Below are 15,976 nucleotides of genomic sequence, written 5' to 3'. Positions count from 1 at the left end.
ATTTTTTTCATCGTTCCTACGCTCTGCGTGGGAACGAGCGGTTTGTGGAGTTACCTCAGACCCCTTTCTCGTACAAATGGGCAGTAAGGGCTCGTATAACAAATTTTTTCAACAGCGGAATTTCTTCTATGCTCCATTGCTGTCGGTGAGATTGCCCGTTAATAAGTGATTTCCTTCAACGTGTCACCGAAGCCGAACTGCAGCAGGTCGAATCAATAGCTTATGACCGACTTGCTCCTAGCCAACTCGGCAAGCCTAATGTGAGCGCTGGCCAATAAGTGATGATCAGTACGGCCAACAGCAGAATGAAGAAAAAGGGCAATGTAGCCTGGTATAGCTGTAGTAACGGACGCTGGAATCGGTAACTGGCGATAAACAGGTTCATGCCCACCGGTGGCGTGAAGTAGCCGATTTGCATATTCGCCAGAAAGATAATGCCCAAATGCACCGGATCTACGCCATAACCGACTGCGATCGGCAGCAGTAACGGAATCATGATGACCAACGCTGCGAAGATGTCGAGCATCATGCCCAAGACTAGCAAAAACACGTTCAGCGCGATGAGAAAGGTCAATCGGCTCGAAATATGATCGTGAACGAATTCGAACAAACGCCCCGGCACATCGGCATCGATCATCACATTCGTCGAGGCCAGCGAAACGCCTAAAATCACCAGAATGCCTCCGACCATGACCATTGCGCTCCGCATCACCTCGGGCAATTGGCTAAGACTGATTTCGCGGTGAATCAAGACTTCGACGATCAGTACATAGACCGTGGTGACTGCGGCCGCTTCCGATACCGCGAAATAGCCGCTGTAGATACCTCCAAGAACGATAAACGGCAGCGGCAGTTCCCAGCGCGATTCGCGTAAAGCCTGCCAAGCTTCGTTTACGGTGAATCGGGTTAGTCCTATTTTGCGGTTACGCCAATAACTCCAAGCCGACAACATGATTAGCATCAGTAGGCCCGGCATGACGCCGGCCAAAAACAACTCATCGATCGTAAACGGCCGGCCCACGCTCATTTGCTGGGCGATAACACCGTACAATATCAGCGGTAATGAAGGGGCGAACAGTAAACCCAGACTGCCGGATGTCGTCACCAAGCCGAGGCTGAAATTTTCACGGTAACCGGCTTTAATCAAGGCCGGATAAAGTAAGGCGCCCAATGCGACGATCGTGACGCCCGAAGCGCCGGTAAACGCCGTCAACAATGCACAAGCCGTTAATGAAACCATGGCCAGGCCGCCGGGCAACCAGCCCAGCAGCGCTTGTGTCAGGCGCATAAGCCTTGCCGGTGCTTGGCTTTCACTTAATAAATAACCGGCAAACGTAAACAACGGAATCGCCAGCAATATCGACATATCGGCCAATCGGTAAAACTCGATCGCCACGACCATTAAGTCGATTTCGTTATGATAAAAACCGAATAGGGCGCTGGCGGCAATAATCGCGAATAATGGAGTGCCCAATAGTGCCAAAATAATTAGCGCAACTACGATGAGCATTAGGGCGCCTCTCTATCCATCAAGACCGAAATTCCATGCAACACAAAGCGCAGACTCATTATGCCGAAGCCGAATGGGATAATGAGTTGGCAAATCCACACAGGAACCGAGGCAAATGCCGTAGTCGCATCTTGATAGTCCATCAACGTCAAACGTGCGCCTTGCCAAGCCAACAGAGCGCAAATGATAGCGGTAAACCAGTGGCTGAGGAGTAGAGCGGGTATTTTTAGAAAGCGAGGAAGGAATTTGCTAAGGACATCGATACTGATATGGTTATTATCGCGGGTTGCGGCCATTGCCCCGAGCAGCGCGATCCATAGCACCAGGATACGCAGCAGCGGGTCGGCCCAGTCCAAGCCGGCGCCCCAAACGTTTCGGAGCACGACTTGACCGATGGCCAGCAGAATCATTGCGGCGAGCACCAACGCCAAAATGCCGTCTTCTAGCCGTCTTAAACCGTTGGTGAGACGCCGACACATGGAGCTAGTGGACTGAGCCTTGGCGAAAATCGTTCAGATGCCGTCTTAAGGTCTCGATGATCGATTGGCTGAGAATGCCTTCCCGTTCCATTTTCGATTTGGTATCTTCGAGCATCGCTTGCCAGTTTTTTCGATCGTTTTCATCGGTTGCGACAAATTGTATGCCTTGGTTGCGTAAAACCCTGAGCGCTTCGGTATTATCTCGGCGATTAATGCTGTTGAACTCTTTATAAACCGCGCCGATCACCTCGCGAACGATTTGTTGATCGCCGGGCCTTAATCGTGAGAAGGCTCGGGCTTGAACGATCATCGTGCCGTACAAATAAGCCAGCGGTTCATCGGTGACGAATTTGACGCGGGCGTGCCATTGCAGCGCGATCGCGCCCATCGGTGAGGTTGCGACCGTATTGATCAGGCCGGTTTGCAATGCGGTCATTACATCGGTTAACGGCAGCGATATCGGCGATACGCCGATGGTTTGAAAGGCGCTCCGGCTGATGTAATCGCCTTCCGGAACCCATATCTTTTGTCCTTTTAGGTCATCGACCCGCGACACCGGTTTGTCCGACATCAAATAAGCAAAACCGCCTTCGCTCAGGCCGAAGCTGATAAAGCCGTTTTGCTCGAGACCTTTGATGATCAAATCGTCCATGCGCGAGCGCACATAATCGACTTCGTCGAAAGAACGAAAAATCAACGGCAAGCTATACACCTGAGAATCCGGGTAAATGTCCTTCAAGCCGCCGCCTGGAAAAATACCGCCTTGTAATTGATTGACATTGATTTTACGCATCACGCTGGCATCATTGCCCATGATGCCGCCCGGATAAAAACGAAAGGTGACGCGGCCATTCGTGCGCCGTTTGATTTCGTCGGCCGCCTCGCGCATTTTTTCCATCCAGACCGTACCGTCCGGCGAAGCCGTTGCGATTTTGAGCATTTGCGATAGGGCCTGAGGCGAAAAAACCATCAGGCACATTAAAAACAGAGTCGCGATTAAATGATGCATAGTTTACTCATGGAAGTAGCTGTCGGATTCATCCAATAATAGTTGGGCTTCTTGTTGCGCGATCGTATTGGAAAGGGATAAGCCAGGCACATTCGGATCGGCCTGCAGTACTTCGCGCAACAAACGGTCGTGCATTTCACGGTCATACAGCATCCGTGCATAATTGCGCGCCAAGGCGACCTTGACGGCCAGGTCGTTGCCGCGCGACAGTTCAATCGCGCTCTCGAAATGGCTTCTAGCGGTTTCCGGATTGCCGCCCAAAGCCGGCGATAATTGCGAGCGGAGCAGTCCCAGATAGTAATGCGCCCGTCCGGAATCGAAGGACTCGTCTAATTCGAGGATTCTCTCGAACAACGATTCGATTTTCGGGCGGTCGGCAATCGCATTCCAGTCGCGGCTGTGAGCTTGCAACCACGCAGCCCAAGCCAAACCGTAAGTATAGAGTTCATTCAAGGCCGCGCGATCGGCATTTTGCAAAGCCGGTGCAAAAGCGTCATGCGGCAATTGGTCGATATGGCATAGGGATGGCCGTTCCAAACACAGAGCTCGTTCGGCGTAAGCGCGCGCTTTTTCTGAAAGCTTGCCGGAACGAACAGGGTCTTTCACCAGTGCCGAAGCATAAAAAGCATAGACTTTAGCACCTGAAATCAGCAAGTCTGTATTTTCCGGTTGTTGTTCGATCAAACCGTCGGTCATCAATAGATAAGCCGGCAAGCCTTCGCGCACGATCTCGATGTCGTTTTGATTGAGAATAGCATCGGACAAAGAATCGGAAAGGTTTTGCAGAGACGCGCTCACGCAACCAGTTAAAAATGCCGATAAAACCGGGAATAAAATAAATCGGGTTAATTTCAATTGGACCACAAGATTTTTCCGATCGATTTGAGTTTAGGACGCCCATTATACCTTTCCTAGCGGGTGACGTAATAACCGCCATGCAGTGTTGAGTATAAATGTCACACTGGACTCTTGCTAAGTTTGAGTTTCACTTTTGACACCGTCTGCAAAAAACCGTGCTTCTATTGGCGATGCGGATTTCGGTGAGCGGCGTCAAGCAGGTGCGGCAGGGGGCTCCGGCTCTTCCGTAGACCTGTAATTGTTGTTTGAAATAACCCGGCTTTCCGGTTTCGTTGACGAAGTCTCTCAGCGTCGTGCCTCCTTGTTCAATGGCGCTGCTCAAAACGTTGCGGATACAGTCGGCGAGCGTTCGGTAACGGGCAAGCGATATGAGGCCGGCCGCGCGGGTCGGTTTGATGCCGGCCATGAACAAGGCTTCGTTGGCATAGATATTACCGACGCCGACCACGATATGGCTGTCCATGATGAACGATTTGACCGCAAGCCCCCTTTTTTTAGACAACCGGTAAAGATAGTCGCCGTTAAAATCGGTTAGCAGGGGTTCGGGGCCGAGTTCTTTTAACAAAGGATGCTCGGTAATCGCTTCGGAAGTCCACAGTACCGCGCCGAAGCGTCTCGGGTCGTTGAAACGCAGTATCGTTGTATCGGAAAATACCCAGTCGATATGATCGTGTTTCTTGATTTCTTGTTCGCGGTTGACGATGCGTAGACTTCCCGACATACCCAAATGAATGATCAGCACGCCTTTTTCGGTGTGCAGTAATAAATATTTCGCCCGCCGGTCGACTCGTTCGATGCGTAGTCCGTTCAATAGTTGATCTAAACGGTCCGGCACCGGCCAGCGCAGGCTAGCTTGGCGCACCACCGTTTCTTGGATGATCCGGCCTTCGATATGAGGCTTGATGCCTCGGCAGGTTGTTTCGACTTCAGGTAATTCAGGCATTATAAATTTGTCGCATTAAATCCAGTGTAGCAATCGGCTTTTTCTCAACGTCGCCTACGTCGGTACCAAATCAACCAGCCGGTTATCAACAATACTAACGGAATAATCAACAGAAAGCCGAAGCCCATCAGGGTGACCGATAGCGGTGTCAGCTGTAGATGCCGATCCGGAGCGGATTTGACCGGAATTGCGACATAGCGATCATCGCGGAGCAGCCAATTGATCATTCTTAGGCCCAGCTCAAGGTTGCCGACATTGCCAAGGTAGGCATCGGCGAGAAAATCGCCGTCGCCGACTACAATTATGCGTTGTTCAGTCGTTTCGTCGATTTGGCGGGTCAAGGCGTAAGCCAGGTTTAACGGGCCTTCGCGTTCTTCCATGTCCGCATCGAATTGAGCCGTGGCTCCGGTTTCCATCCATGATTTGTCGGAGCTTTTTATTAAAACCGTGCTGACGAATGAGCTTTCCTCGCGGCTTTGCAGCGCCGCCGCGGCTGGAAATAGCGTCATTGTCTGTAGATTTTGCGTGATCGGATGACCGGGGTATTTAGGCACTACAACGAAACTCGGATCGTCTATGCCGTAGAGCCCGGCGCTCATATCGACGATCGAGCCAGGCAAGCGGTCGATCCCTAGATAATCATCCAGGCCGCCCGGAATCAGGCTGTCGGGATCGGCCAGCCATAATAAATGGCCGCCTTGTTCGAGATAGTCTTGCAAAATGCTTATTTCTCCGGGCAACAAGTCGACGCGCGGGCCGGCGATGACCAATAAGTCCGAATTATCCGGAATAGCCGGGATTTCGGCCCAGTTTAGCGTTTGCGCTTTGATGTTGCGTTGCGCCAGCTCTTCGCCGAAGCGACTCAGGTCGAAATTGGCTTGCCCTTCGGGAGATCTTTCGCCATGACCGGTCAGAAAACTGATCCAACGGACATTAGCGCTGGTCAATTGTCGCAAGGCATTGGTAAGTGTCGACTCGTCCAGAAAATTGATACGTTCGGTGCGGCCTAGATAATTGACAAAGATGGCGCCCGAGGCGCCGATTTCCAGTTTCCGCGTTTTTTCCGGCGTCGAATCGGGATCGATGAAAGTCAATTCGATATCGGGCTTGTGGAACTTAAAGCGATCGATCAATTGCTTGATTTGGGATCTGAGCGCCGGATCTTTTTTGATATAAGCCGTCACGACAATTTTATCAAGCAACGAATTTAAGACATTTTGACTAACCGAAGATAGGGTATTGCGCGATTCGGCGCTGATATCAAATTGGACCGGGCGCAGGGTGCTCAACCATGTCAAACCGAAAAGAATGCTAAGCCAAAGTGTGGTATGGAGCAGGCTTTTGATGCGAAGTTGCCGGTGAATATGGCGCGAAATTTTCATTTTTGCAGCCGGTCGTTATCGAGGTTACGAATGCTGAGGATCAGAAAAGTCGAGATAAATAACGCGAAATAGATTAGGTCGACGGTGTTGATCAACCCGCTTTGCAGGTTTTGAAAATGCTTAAGCAAGGATAGGTATTCGAATAATTCGCTTTTATTGTCGCGAAGCCCGGTCGACCAGTCCACAATCCATAAGAGCATTAACAGCCCGAATGCGCCCATCGCGGCAACGGTCGGATGTCCCGCGAGACACGACATGAATAGGCCGACCGAGCTGAAGGCGGCCAGCATCAACAGCAACGCCAGCATATTCGCCAGTAGTTTGCCGAAATCGAGCGTACCGCCAGCGAGCAGCGATAGGGGCATTAGCGTGATCAACAAGAGCACGGTTAGCATTAAGCCTAAAATACCCAGATATTTGCCGATGACGATTTCTGTACTCGATACCGGCGCCGAAAGTAACAGGGCCAGGGTTTTATTGCGCCGTTCTTCGCAAATAAGACGCATCGTCAACATCGGCGTTACCAGCATAAAGATAATCGCGGCATTGCCGTACAGGGGGGCGGCGATGACATCGGTCAAGCCGGGCGCATTATCCAAGCCTTCGAGTTGAGGTTGGAGGATGATGAAGGTTTCGACTTGGGTGAGAAACAAGTAGGCTAGGATAAATTGTAAAATCGCAAGTATGGACCAGGCCAACGGCGATAAAAACAGGCTTTTGAATTCGCGTAAGGCTATTGTTGTAATCATTATTAACGATGGTGTATTAGGCCAAAATTTAAATTCATGCGGACGACAGTGTAAGCGCAAATGTGTCGAGAGACAATTTTAAACCCTGTGTTATACCCATCGCAGATCAAAATGCGGCCCCGGGGTGTCCATCAAAGGACGCCGTGAATACATCCCTGTAGTCTCTATGCCAGCTCCATGCTGGCAAAACCTTAGCCGCATAGCCCGTCGCCTCCTCAGGCACTGCCGAAATTTGAAGTGCGAAAGTTATATTAAATCGTGATTTACCAAAACCAATTTTAACCCCAGTCTTTTGGTTTAGGAACTGCTGATGATTTGCTGGTGCGGAATAATTTCTATAAAGCTGCTCAGGTAACGCACGCGAACAGTTAATACCGGTATTTGGCTAAAAAGTAATCGATCACGTTATTGATTGATTTTAATAAAGTCGCATTTTTGCTGAACCAACGGTGCGCTACCTTGGGTCCCTATGCCTCGCGAAATCAGTTTAATCACGCGGTCATCTTGGTTGTAAGCCACATGAGCTTCAACGGGGTTAGCAAAATCGCTGATTCCAAAAGCATTGATGACGTTGGTGACATTGATATTGATATTGGTGATCGTGGGACATAATCGAGAATCAAGATATTTGTCAGCAAAGCCTTTTGGAATCGAATAACTCAGCAGATCGTTCGGATCGCTGAATGCATAACTGAAATAAATCAATTGAGGAAATGGTTCATCTGTGGCTATTAGTCCTGAAAATGTGGCCAGACCCAGTAACTGAAGCAAGCGAAACAGAATCGCCCAAATGAAACCAAGCAACAGGTAGACACAGAAAGCACCCACCAAAGAATTAAAGTCCACGCGATGCAGGACAAAGACATGACGACCGGCAATCCATGCACTAATACCGGCAAATATCAGCATCAAAAACAGGCCCGCGATTTCTAAGGCTTGATTGGTAAACCCAACAATGCTGCCGCCGGAGATAAACGAAATTGCCAATGCCAGACTAAAGCCTGTGTAAAAAAAGCTGCGTGTTCCCGACAGGCTCCAAACCGCAATCAACATGAAGGCATTGAACATCAATGTTAATGAATAACGACCGACCACAGGCAAACAATGCACGTAAGGAACGGTCAAAAGCATTAGCAGCAACCCGGCGAACAAATAAAAAAAGTTGCCGCTACGGCAACTTTCTGGTTTGCCCTCGTGTTTATTTTGCGGCTGGTTGGGAAGTGCCATTAGCCAACCAGAATTCGGCCCGTTCAATGCGCGGTTTTACTTTTTCTTTTCCGAGTTGTATCCAACCATCGGTAAGACCTGCCAATGCAGGGTTCGACAAGCAGGCAGCCAAAATCAAAACAATGTACTTAAACCTTTTCATACTTACCTCTAAGATTGACATTATTCAAGCGCGCTCAAAACCGAGTTCGCGAAGATCGATTGCTGATTTGATTATGTCATGAAAGCCGGAATGAAAAACAACCAAGGTACCCAAAATGGGTAGCCTAGGTTATGCGGACAAATTATTTTAAGCTATGCTTTATACGACTAGTGAGATGAGTAGCCATGCCAACCAACCATCAAATGTCACCGGAACAAGTCCGCCAGCTCAACCACTTGCTCAACGAATTCATCCTGTGGCATTTGAGTCGCGTGCGGGTGCGTTTTGACGGCGATCTGGATTGCGCGTTGGTTTTGGGCGAGATTGCTCATTACAATGTGCAAAAAATTATTTCGCGTCATCGTGCGCCAGACGCCACGATGAACCAGGCATTGCAGCAAAGCCAAACGGCGCAACGCTATTCTGAAGTCCAGGACATCGGCGAATTGATCAAGCCATGCAATGCGTTATCGATCAGCGCCAGTACCGGCATTCCGCGTGAAACCGTGCGCAGGAAAATTCAATGGCTGCGCGATCGCGGTTGGATTGAAAAAGACGGCAAGGGCCTTCTGGTCGTTACGCCGTTGCCGGCAGAAGCGTTCAAGGAATTCAACCAAGAAACCTTAACCGAGTTTTTTATCCTTAACCAACGCATACACTCGGTGTTGCAACACGAATGAGTGCCATGAAACACTTGACGCCTCCGCGCGTTTCAATATCGGAATTTTCCATGCACCATCATTGCCGACCTTCGACTCTCGCCGCCCTGTTGCTGATCATAATCGCTGGTGGTTGCGATCGCAGTCTACCCGAATCAGCCGCCCTGCCCGCGCCGGTAGTCGAAATCATGGCGGTTGAAACCAGCGATATTCCGATTTATCACGAATGGATTGGCACGTTGGATGGCATGGTCAACGCGCAAATCACCGCACAGGTGTCCGGTTATTTGATCAAGCAAGTTTATCAAGAAGGTCAACGGGTCAAAAAAGGCGAGTTGCTATACGAAATTGACCCACGGGTGTTTCAGGCGATGCTCGATGGCGCGCGGAGCAACTTGGCCCGGCAAGAAGCGGTGCTGAAAACCGCTCAACTGGATGTGGCACGCGTCGAGCGCTTATTGCCGGAAAAAGCCGTGAGCGTTCGTGATCGCGACAACGCGGTAGGACGAGAAGCATCCGCGCTGGCGGAAGTCATGGCCGCGAGGGCGGCGGTCGATAACGCTCGCCTGCAACTTGAGTTTACTCGCATTACCGCACCCATCGATGGTATCGCCGGCATTTCAAAGGCGCAGATTGGCGATTTGGTTGGGCCGGGTAGTCCGCATACAGAACTCACCACAGTGTCGAAACTCGACCCGATCAAGGCCTATATTCCCCTTAGCGAACAGCAATATCTGCAATTAGCGAGGGAAAGGCAACAAACCGATCAGGCCAATGGCAATGGCGATCTGGAACTGATACTGGCCGATGGCTCGGTTTATTCGCATCCGGGCAAATTCTTTTTCGCCGACCGGCAAGTAGATGTGAAAACCGGCACAATACAGGTGGCGATTCTGTTCCCCAATCCCAATAACTTGTTGCGCCCCGGCCAATTCGCCAAGGTGCGGGCTATTGTCAAACACAAAGCCAATGCCTTGCTCGTGCCGCAGCGGGCGGTACTGGAGATGCAGGGGCGGCGGTTGCTGGCCGTCATCAAGTCCGATAACAGCGTGGAGATGCGGCCGGTCACGCTCGGTGAAACAGTCGGCAACCGTTATGTGATCGAACAAGGGCTGCAGGCCGGTGATCGGATTGTGGTGGAAGGTTTGCTCAAGGTTAGGCCCGGTATGACCGTCGATCCCAAGCCTTACCCGGCCGCTACATCTGGCGCTGCTCGGTAACCGTCATGGCAGCCTTTTTCATTCATCGTCCCATCGTCGCCATCGTAATTGCCATCCTGATGGTGATGGTGGGTCTGGTCTCGCTGAGCCAGTTGCCTATCGCCCAGTTTCCTAACATCGCTCCGCCGGAAATTCAAGTTACTACCACCTACACCGGCGCCGATGCCTTGACCGTCGAACAAGCGGTGGCAACGCCGATCGAGCAGCAAATGTCCGGCGTCGATAACATGAATTACATGTACTCCATCAACGCCAACAACGGCTCGATGTCGCTAAGGGTCAATTTCGATATTGCCACCGACCCCAACACCAACCAGATGCTGGCGCAGATGCGCAAATCGCAGGCCGAATCACAACTGCCGCAGGACGTGCGTAATTTCGGAGTCAACGTGCAAAAGTCATCGGCATCGCCTTTGTTGCTGTTTGGACTGTATTCGCCTAACGGCAGTTACGACAACGTGTTTCTGGCCAACTACGCCTATATCAACATCAACGATCAGATGACGCGGGTCAAAGGCATTGCCAGCGTCACAGTATTTGGTGCCGGTCAATACGCGATGCGTATCTGGGTTAAGCCGGATCAGCTCGCCAAGCTCAATATCACCATTCCCGAGATCGTCAGCGCAGTGCAGGCGCAAAACACCGTGAATCCGGCTGGAAAAATCGGCAGCGAGCCGGTGCCAACAGGCCAGGAATTTACCTACGCGGTGCGCGCTCAGGGACGCCTGCAATCCGAAGAAGAGTTCGGCAACATAGTGTTGCGTGCCGATTCTAGCGGGGCGATGGTGCGAGTCAAGGATGTTGCTCGCTTAGAGTTGGGCGCACAATCCTACGACATGATCGGTCGATTGAATGGTAAACCGGCGGCGCTTATCGCGCTCTATCAATTGCCCGGTTCTAACGCCATCGAAGCCGCCGAAGGCGCCAAAAAAATGATGGCGGAACTCAAAACTCGTTTTCCGGCCGATCTGGACTATATGATAGCGCTGGACACCACGCTTGCCGTCACTGAGAGCATCGATGAGATCGTCGTCACGCTGGTCGAGGCGCTGATCCTGGTGATACTGGTAGTGTTCCTGTTCCTGCAAGGCTGGCGCCCTACCTTGATTCCATTGCTGGCGGTGCCGGTGTCGCTGATCGGTACCTTCATGCTGTTTCCGCTATTGGGTTTTTCGATCAATACCTTGTCGCTGTTCGGTCTAGTTCTGGCCATCGGCCTGGTGGTGGATGACCCGATCGTAGTGGTTGAGTCGGTCGAACACTATATCGAGCAAGGTTTGACGACCAAAGACGCTACGCTGAGGACCATGCGCGAAGTCACCGGCCCGATCATCGGCACCACGCTGGCGTTGATTGCGGTGTTTTTGCCCACCATTTTCATTCCCGGCATCACCGGACGCTTGTATCAGCAATTCGCAGTGACCGTGAGCGTAGCGGTAACGATTTCGACATTCAATTCGCTGTCATTGAGTCCGGCATTGGCGGCATTGCTGCTCAAACCGCGAGTGCGGGGTAACGGCACATTGCAACGCTTTTTCGATGGATTCAATCGCGGTTTTGACCGCGCCAACCAAGGCTATGTCGGTGTCTGCCGCGCTATGATTCGCAAAGCCTTATTCAGCATGATTTTGCTGGTAGCGCTGAGTTTGCTAGCCGGCGTATTGGGTAAGGGCGTACCGATGGGCTTTTTGCCTGACGAGGACCAAGGCTATCTGTATGCAGGACTGCAACTGCCCCATGTCGCTTCCTTGCAACGCACCGACGCCGCCACGCGCAAGGTAGAGCAGATTTTGGCAAACACGCCCGGCGTTGCCGCTTATTCATCGGTAATTGGCTACAACATGCTCAGCCAGGCCCAAACCACCTACAACACGTTTTTTTTCATCACCCTGAAGCCTTGGGCCGAGCGCACGCGACCGGAGGAGCAATATGCCGAGATCAAACGGCATCTGACGTACGAACTGTCGCAAGTCACCGAAGGCGTGGGGTTTGCGTTCCCGCCGCCGGCGATTCCGGGCGTGGGCACGTCGGGCGGCGTGACCCTGGTGTTGCAAGATCGGGCTGGCAACGACTTAAGCTATCTCACGCAAAACATCGATAAATTCATCGAGGTGGCGCGGCAGCGGCCGGAAATCGGTAATATTTTTTCCACCGGATTGCCGTCGGTGCCGCAAATTTTCGTCGATGTCGATCGCGACAAGGTCTTGAAACATGGCGTCAATCTTGCTGATGTCTATAAAACCCTGCAAGCCTATATGGGCAGCGGCTTCATAAATTACTTCAACCGCTTCGGCAGGCAGTGGCAAGTCTATGTGCAGGCGGAAGGGGAATACCGGCGAGATGCCAAGGCACTCGGTCAGTTTTATGTACGCAACGACGAAGGCGGCAGCGTGCCATTGACCGCTCTGACCAGCGTGAGCAAAAGCGAAGGGCCCGAGTTCACGATGCGTTTCAACCAATTCCGCAGCCAACAACTGAGTGTCGCGGCCAAACCCGGCTACAGCTCTGCCCAGGTCATGCAGGCGCTGGAGGCGGTTTTCGCCGAAACCATGCCCAGCGACATGGGTTACGACTATCTGGGGATGAGTTTTCAGGAAAAACAAGCGCAACAAGGCATTTCGCCCACTGCGGTCTTTGCCTTTGCGCTGTTTTGCGTGTTCCTGATTCTGGCGGCGCTGTATGAAAGCTGGAGCCTGCCATTGAGTGTACTGCTGGCGACACCGATTGCCGTGCTGGGTGCGTTTGCCGGTTTGCTAGTGGGCCAGTATGAAAACAACCTCTACGCGCAGATTGGTCTGGTGATGCTGATCGGCTTAGCCGCCAAGAACGCGATTTTGATCGTCGAATTTGCGAAACAGGCTGTCGAGGAAGGGAAATCGATTCGCGATGCTGCGTTAGAAGCCGCGCGTTTGCGTTTGCGGCCGATCATGATGACGGCGGTATCGTTCATTCTGGGTTGCGTTCCGCTGGCAATTGCCAGCGGTGCCGGCGCTTTGTCGCGGCAGGTGATGGGTTACACGGTTATCGGCGGCATGGTGGCCGCCACAGTCATCGCGATCTTCATCATCCCGGTGTTGTTTTATGTGGTCCAAACGCGAGCGCGTCGGCAAATGTCATCATCGGCAAGCGAGGCCGAACATGAATAAATATTGGCTATGCGCGGCGCTGACCGTTTTGAGTGGTTGTTTTCGAGTCGGGCCGGATTATGAAAAACCCCGTGTCGATACGCCCCGTCAATGGCGGTTTCAAATTGCCGAGGCGCAGCAAATCGCCGATCTGCCATGGTGGCGTCAGCTCAACGATCCGGTCTTGAATGACTTAGTCGAACAAGCATTGCGCAATAACCTGGATCTTAAAATTGCTATCGCTAACATCGAGCAATACCGCGGCTTGTATCGCACAACCCGCGCCAATCTGTTTCCGCAAATATCCGGTCAGGCCGGTTACGACCGTCGGCAAGCCAGTGCCGGGCAAACCGGTGCGGCCAATACCTTGTCCGACAGCGACTTTGCTCAGTTGGGCGTCAGCATGTTGTGGGAGCTCGATGTCTGGGGGCAGTTGCGGCGCGCCAAGGAAGCCGCTTTTGCCGACTTGCTTGCGCAACAATATATACGAGACGCCGTGGTCCTTACCCTGGTTAGCGCGGTCGCGCAAACGTATATTGATCTACGCGCCCTGGATGACCAACTAAGTATCACCCGCCAGACCGTGGACACTCTGACCGAGGAAAACCGTATCGCCAAAACGCGCTTTGAAGCGGGTTATGCCTCGGAGATTGAAGTCAGTCAGTCCAATTCCGAACTGGAGCGCCGCCGGGCGCAAATTCCGCTTTACGAGCAACAAATCGCGCAGACGGAACACACATTGAATTTGTTGCTGGGACAATCACCTGCCACCATTTCCCGCGGATTGTCGCTGGGTGATATGCAGATTCCCAAGGTGCCGGCAGGATTACCATCGGATTTACTATTGCGCCGACCGGATATTCAGCAAGCCGAGCAAAATCTGATTTCAGCTAACGCACGAATCGGCGTGGCACGAGGCGAATACTTTCCCAAGGTACAACTAACTGGTGATTTGGGACAAGCCAGCCTGGAAATAGCCAGCCTTTTTGCTCCGGGTGCCAACTATTGGACCATCGGCACCCGGTTGTTGGGGCCTATTTTCACTGCCGGAAAAATCGCCGGCCAGGTTCAAACCGCCGAAGCCGCGCAACAAGCAGCACTGGCCGGTTATCAAAAAGCCATATTGACCGGTTTTCGCGAGTTTGAAGATGCCTTGATCGCCCGCACGAAGTCTGATGAACGCCAGGCTATGCAAGGCCAGAGAGTCACCGCCTTAAAAAACTATCTGCATTTGTCGCATCTGCGTTTTGATGAAGGCTATACCCCTTATCTCGAAGTACTCGACGCCTTACGCCAATATTACGAAGGACAAATCGAGTGGGTGCAAGCCAAAAATGACAGATTGACTGCTGCCATTCAACTCTATCGGGCGATGGGCGGCGGTTGGTTGACTCAGGAATCGGATGACGTTCCTAAACTAGAACAAGGTATGGCTTTATTTCCGTAGAAAAGTAGGGCTATAGAAGGCCAGCATCAGTCGGAGTGTTCCAGTCGGCAAGATCGTACGCATACTTTTCATCTTGGGATTTGGCTTATGGCTGATCGGAAAAATTGCTGACATGTGCATTCAGATTCTGATGAAAAGGCTCCCCGGACATGAAAGCGCTATTTTGCTGAGTTTTAGGCTATTCGCGTTAATTGCTGTCATCGTCATCTTCGTTTTTCTCTGGTCAGAGTACACGTACCACTCACCGTTTTCACATTTTTTGGCGGCGCATTGGCGATCGGTGTCGGTTTTGGCGCCCAAAATATCATCAGCAACTTTATCAGCGGTTTGATTCTGTCGGTGGAACGTCCGATTAAGCTGGGCGATATCGTAGATGTCGAAGGAGTGCGAGTTAAGATAACTCATATCGGCGGCCGCTGTTGTCAAGTGCATCGTTTCGACGGTATCGACATGCTGATTCCGAATAGTAGATTATTGGACAAGAGTGTCACTAATAGAAAGCAACAAGCCGATCAAAGTGGAGTTTGCATCGGTAGATACCTATACATCATCTTAAAATTTGTAAATGGGAGGTTGTGAGGTGATCGGAAAACTTATCAAGAGTATATTGACGGCAATGGCGCTCATTGCAGCGACCTTTTGAGGGATATCGGCTCTTTATTTCGGCGATTTCTAAACGGGAGTTGTCAAATCGGTTTGTCTACAGCTTTTGGTTTGTTCGGACTGCTTACCCTAATTAGCCTGGGATTTTCGCCTTGGCGTAAACGCTATTTATACGCCTATTGGGTTGTGTTTTCATTAATTCCGATATGGTGGTTATCGATCAGTCCTTCGAATGATCGGCAATGGCAAACCGAGGTCGCGAAATTGGCATATGCCACCATCGATGACGATTAAGTCACCGTTCACAATATCCGTAATTTCGATTACCGGAGCGAATTTACTTATGTGCCAGCTTATTACAAAAAACTTCCTGATTAGCAAGATGCTTCAGCTTACCGAAGCCAAGTGTCCGAGCAGGGGCTAGTCGTAGTCGCAAAAACTAAAATATGCTGTTACCCAAGCTCCAGCTTGGGTAACCTGTTCAGGAAGCTCTAGCTTCCCGACAATCAAGAAAGATTGAACGAGCGAGTCGGCGTTGATTGAGAAAGTGCGGAGGTTGTGTCGGTCACAGGAAGCTGGAGCTTCCGGTGTGTCTTTCCCAAGCTGGAGCTTGGGAAAGAGCG

The 15,976-nt window shown here is 51.4% G+C and carries 16 protein-coding genes; 7 read left to right on the top strand and 9 right to left on the bottom strand.

Features of this window, described 5'->3' with window-relative positions; all coding sequences use genetic code 11:
• Positions 1-220 precede the first annotated feature (220 nt).
• The 8 genes from ACRJJO_RS05280 to ACRJJO_RS05245 form a co-directional block, all read right to left on the bottom strand.
• The gene (locus tag ACRJJO_RS05280; RefSeq protein ID WP_431064851.1) at positions 221-1,510 is read right to left on the bottom strand and encodes a TRAP transporter large permease; all 1,290 of its coding nucleotides are present in this window, start codon (positions 1,508-1,510) and stop codon (positions 221-223) included.
• Complete coding sequence (locus ACRJJO_RS05275; RefSeq protein ID WP_431064850.1) at positions 1,510-1,989, bottom strand: TRAP transporter small permease; 480 nt, start codon at positions 1,987-1,989, stop codon at positions 1,510-1,512. Before ACRJJO_RS05275 ends, ACRJJO_RS05280 begins: the two co-directional genes overlap by 1 nt.
• Before the next feature lie 4 nt (positions 1,990-1,993).
• Positions 1,994-2,998: a TRAP transporter substrate-binding protein DctP gene (gene dctP, locus ACRJJO_RS05270; RefSeq protein ID WP_431064849.1), complete on the bottom strand. Its 1,005-nt coding sequence runs from the start codon at positions 2,996-2,998 to the stop codon at positions 1,994-1,996.
• 3 nt (positions 2,999-3,001) lie between these two features.
• Positions 3,002-3,862, bottom strand: a complete 861-nt coding sequence (locus ACRJJO_RS05265) for a TRAP transporter TatT component family protein (protein ID WP_431064848.1) — start codon at positions 3,860-3,862, stop codon at positions 3,002-3,004.
• A 121-nt stretch (positions 3,863-3,983) separates the two neighbouring features.
• Positions 3,984-4,799 carry a bifunctional DNA-formamidopyrimidine glycosylase/DNA-(apurinic or apyrimidinic site) lyase gene (mutM, locus tag ACRJJO_RS05260; RefSeq protein WP_431064847.1) on the bottom strand — a complete coding sequence of 272 codons (816 nt, stop codon included), beginning with the start codon at positions 4,797-4,799 and terminating at the stop codon, positions 3,984-3,986.
• Between the two features lie 44 nt (positions 4,800-4,843).
• Positions 4,844-6,181 carry a GldG family protein gene (locus ACRJJO_RS05255; RefSeq protein WP_431064846.1) on the bottom strand — a complete coding sequence of 446 codons (1,338 nt, stop codon included), beginning with the start codon at positions 6,179-6,181 and terminating at the stop codon, positions 4,844-4,846.
• Positions 6,178-6,930 (bottom strand): ABC transporter permease subunit, encoded by a 753-nt coding sequence (locus ACRJJO_RS05250; protein WP_431064845.1) that lies wholly within the window; start codon positions 6,928-6,930, stop codon positions 6,178-6,180. The genes ACRJJO_RS05255 and ACRJJO_RS05250 overlap by 4 nt, the downstream gene beginning before the upstream one ends.
• Positions 6,931-7,335: 405 nt before the next feature.
• Positions 7,336-7,983 carry a hypothetical protein gene (locus tag ACRJJO_RS05245; RefSeq protein WP_431064844.1) on the bottom strand — a complete coding sequence of 216 codons (648 nt, stop codon included), beginning with the start codon at positions 7,981-7,983 and terminating at the stop codon, positions 7,336-7,338.
• A 23-nt stretch (positions 7,984-8,006) separates the two neighbouring features.
• Between ACRJJO_RS05245 and ACRJJO_RS05240 the strand changes: the two genes are divergently transcribed.
• From ACRJJO_RS05240 to ACRJJO_RS05210, 7 genes are all read left to right on the top strand, one after another.
• Entirely contained in the window at positions 8,007-8,381 is a 375-nt protein-coding gene (locus ACRJJO_RS05240; RefSeq protein WP_431064843.1) for a hypothetical protein, read from the top strand.
• Between the two features lie 103 nt (positions 8,382-8,484).
• Positions 8,485-8,979 carry a hypothetical protein gene (locus ACRJJO_RS05235; RefSeq protein WP_431064842.1) on the top strand — a complete coding sequence of 165 codons (495 nt, stop codon included), beginning with the start codon at positions 8,485-8,487 and terminating at the stop codon, positions 8,977-8,979.
• A complete protein-coding gene (locus ACRJJO_RS05230; protein WP_431064841.1) occupies positions 8,976-10,178 on the top strand; it encodes an efflux RND transporter periplasmic adaptor subunit in 1,203 nt (400 codons plus the stop codon). Before ACRJJO_RS05235 ends, ACRJJO_RS05230 begins: the two co-directional genes overlap by 4 nt.
• 5 nt (positions 10,179-10,183) lie before the next feature.
• A complete protein-coding gene (locus tag ACRJJO_RS05225; protein WP_431064840.1) occupies positions 10,184-13,324 on the top strand; it encodes an efflux RND transporter permease subunit in 3,141 nt (1,046 codons plus the stop codon).
• Positions 13,317-14,750 carry an efflux transporter outer membrane subunit gene (locus ACRJJO_RS05220; protein ID WP_431064839.1) on the top strand — a complete coding sequence of 478 codons (1,434 nt, stop codon included), beginning with the start codon at positions 13,317-13,319 and terminating at the stop codon, positions 14,748-14,750. Before ACRJJO_RS05225 ends, ACRJJO_RS05220 begins: the two co-directional genes overlap by 8 nt.
• Before the next feature lie 270 nt (positions 14,751-15,020).
• Positions 15,021-15,329, top strand: a complete 309-nt coding sequence (locus ACRJJO_RS05215; RefSeq protein WP_431064838.1) for a mechanosensitive ion channel domain-containing protein — start codon at positions 15,021-15,023, stop codon at positions 15,327-15,329.
• Between the two features lie 117 nt (positions 15,330-15,446).
• A complete protein-coding gene (locus ACRJJO_RS05210; protein WP_431064837.1) occupies positions 15,447-15,647 on the top strand; it encodes a hypothetical protein in 201 nt (66 codons plus the stop codon).
• A gap of 126 nt (positions 15,648-15,773) precedes the next feature.
• Here ACRJJO_RS05210 and ACRJJO_RS05205 read toward each other — a convergent pair.
• Positions 15,774-15,976 (bottom strand): hypothetical protein (locus ACRJJO_RS05205; RefSeq protein ID WP_431064836.1); only part of this gene is annotated, 203 nt, incomplete at its 5' end.

It is taken from the genome of Methylotuvimicrobium sp., from assembly GCF_050611805.1.
Classification (GTDB): Bacteria; Pseudomonadota; Gammaproteobacteria; order Methylococcales; family Methylomonadaceae; genus Methylotuvimicrobium.
The sequence above is the reverse complement of the archived record's forward strand: the minus strand, read 5'-3'. Positions and strand labels throughout refer to the sequence as shown.

Coding starts and splice junctions, on each gene's coding strand:
- ACRJJO_RS05280 (WP_431064851.1), bottom strand. CDS start 1,510: ATGCTCATCGTAGTTGCGCTAATTATTTTGGCACTATTGGGCACTCCA.
- ACRJJO_RS05275 (WP_431064850.1), bottom strand. CDS start 1,989: ATGTGTCGGCGTCTCACCAACGGTTTAAGACGGCTAGAAGACGGCATT.
- dctP (WP_431064849.1), bottom strand. CDS start 2,998: ATGCATCATTTAATCGCGACTCTGTTTTTAATGTGCCTGATGGTTTTT.
- mutM (WP_431064847.1), bottom strand. CDS start 4,799: ATGCCTGAATTACCTGAAGTCGAAACAACCTGCCGAGGCATCAAGCCT.
- ACRJJO_RS05255 (WP_431064846.1), bottom strand. CDS start 6,181: ATGAAAATTTCGCGCCATATTCACCGGCAACTTCGCATCAAAAGCCTG.
- ACRJJO_RS05250 (WP_431064845.1), bottom strand. CDS start 6,930: ATGATTACAACAATAGCCTTACGCGAATTCAAAAGCCTGTTTTTATCG.
- ACRJJO_RS05245 (WP_431064844.1), bottom strand. CDS start 7,983: ATGTTGATTGCGGTTTGGAGCCTGTCGGGAACACGCAGCTTTTTTTAC.
- ACRJJO_RS05240 (WP_431064843.1), top strand. CDS start 8,007: ATGAATAACGACCGACCACAGGCAAACAATGCACGTAAGGAACGGTCA.
- ACRJJO_RS05235 (WP_431064842.1), top strand. CDS start 8,485: ATGCCAACCAACCATCAAATGTCACCGGAACAAGTCCGCCAGCTCAAC.
- ACRJJO_RS05230 (WP_431064841.1), top strand. CDS start 8,976: ATGAGTGCCATGAAACACTTGACGCCTCCGCGCGTTTCAATATCGGAA.
- ACRJJO_RS05225 (WP_431064840.1), top strand. CDS start 10,184: ATGGCAGCCTTTTTCATTCATCGTCCCATCGTCGCCATCGTAATTGCC.
- ACRJJO_RS05220 (WP_431064839.1), top strand. CDS start 13,317: ATGAATAAATATTGGCTATGCGCGGCGCTGACCGTTTTGAGTGGTTGT.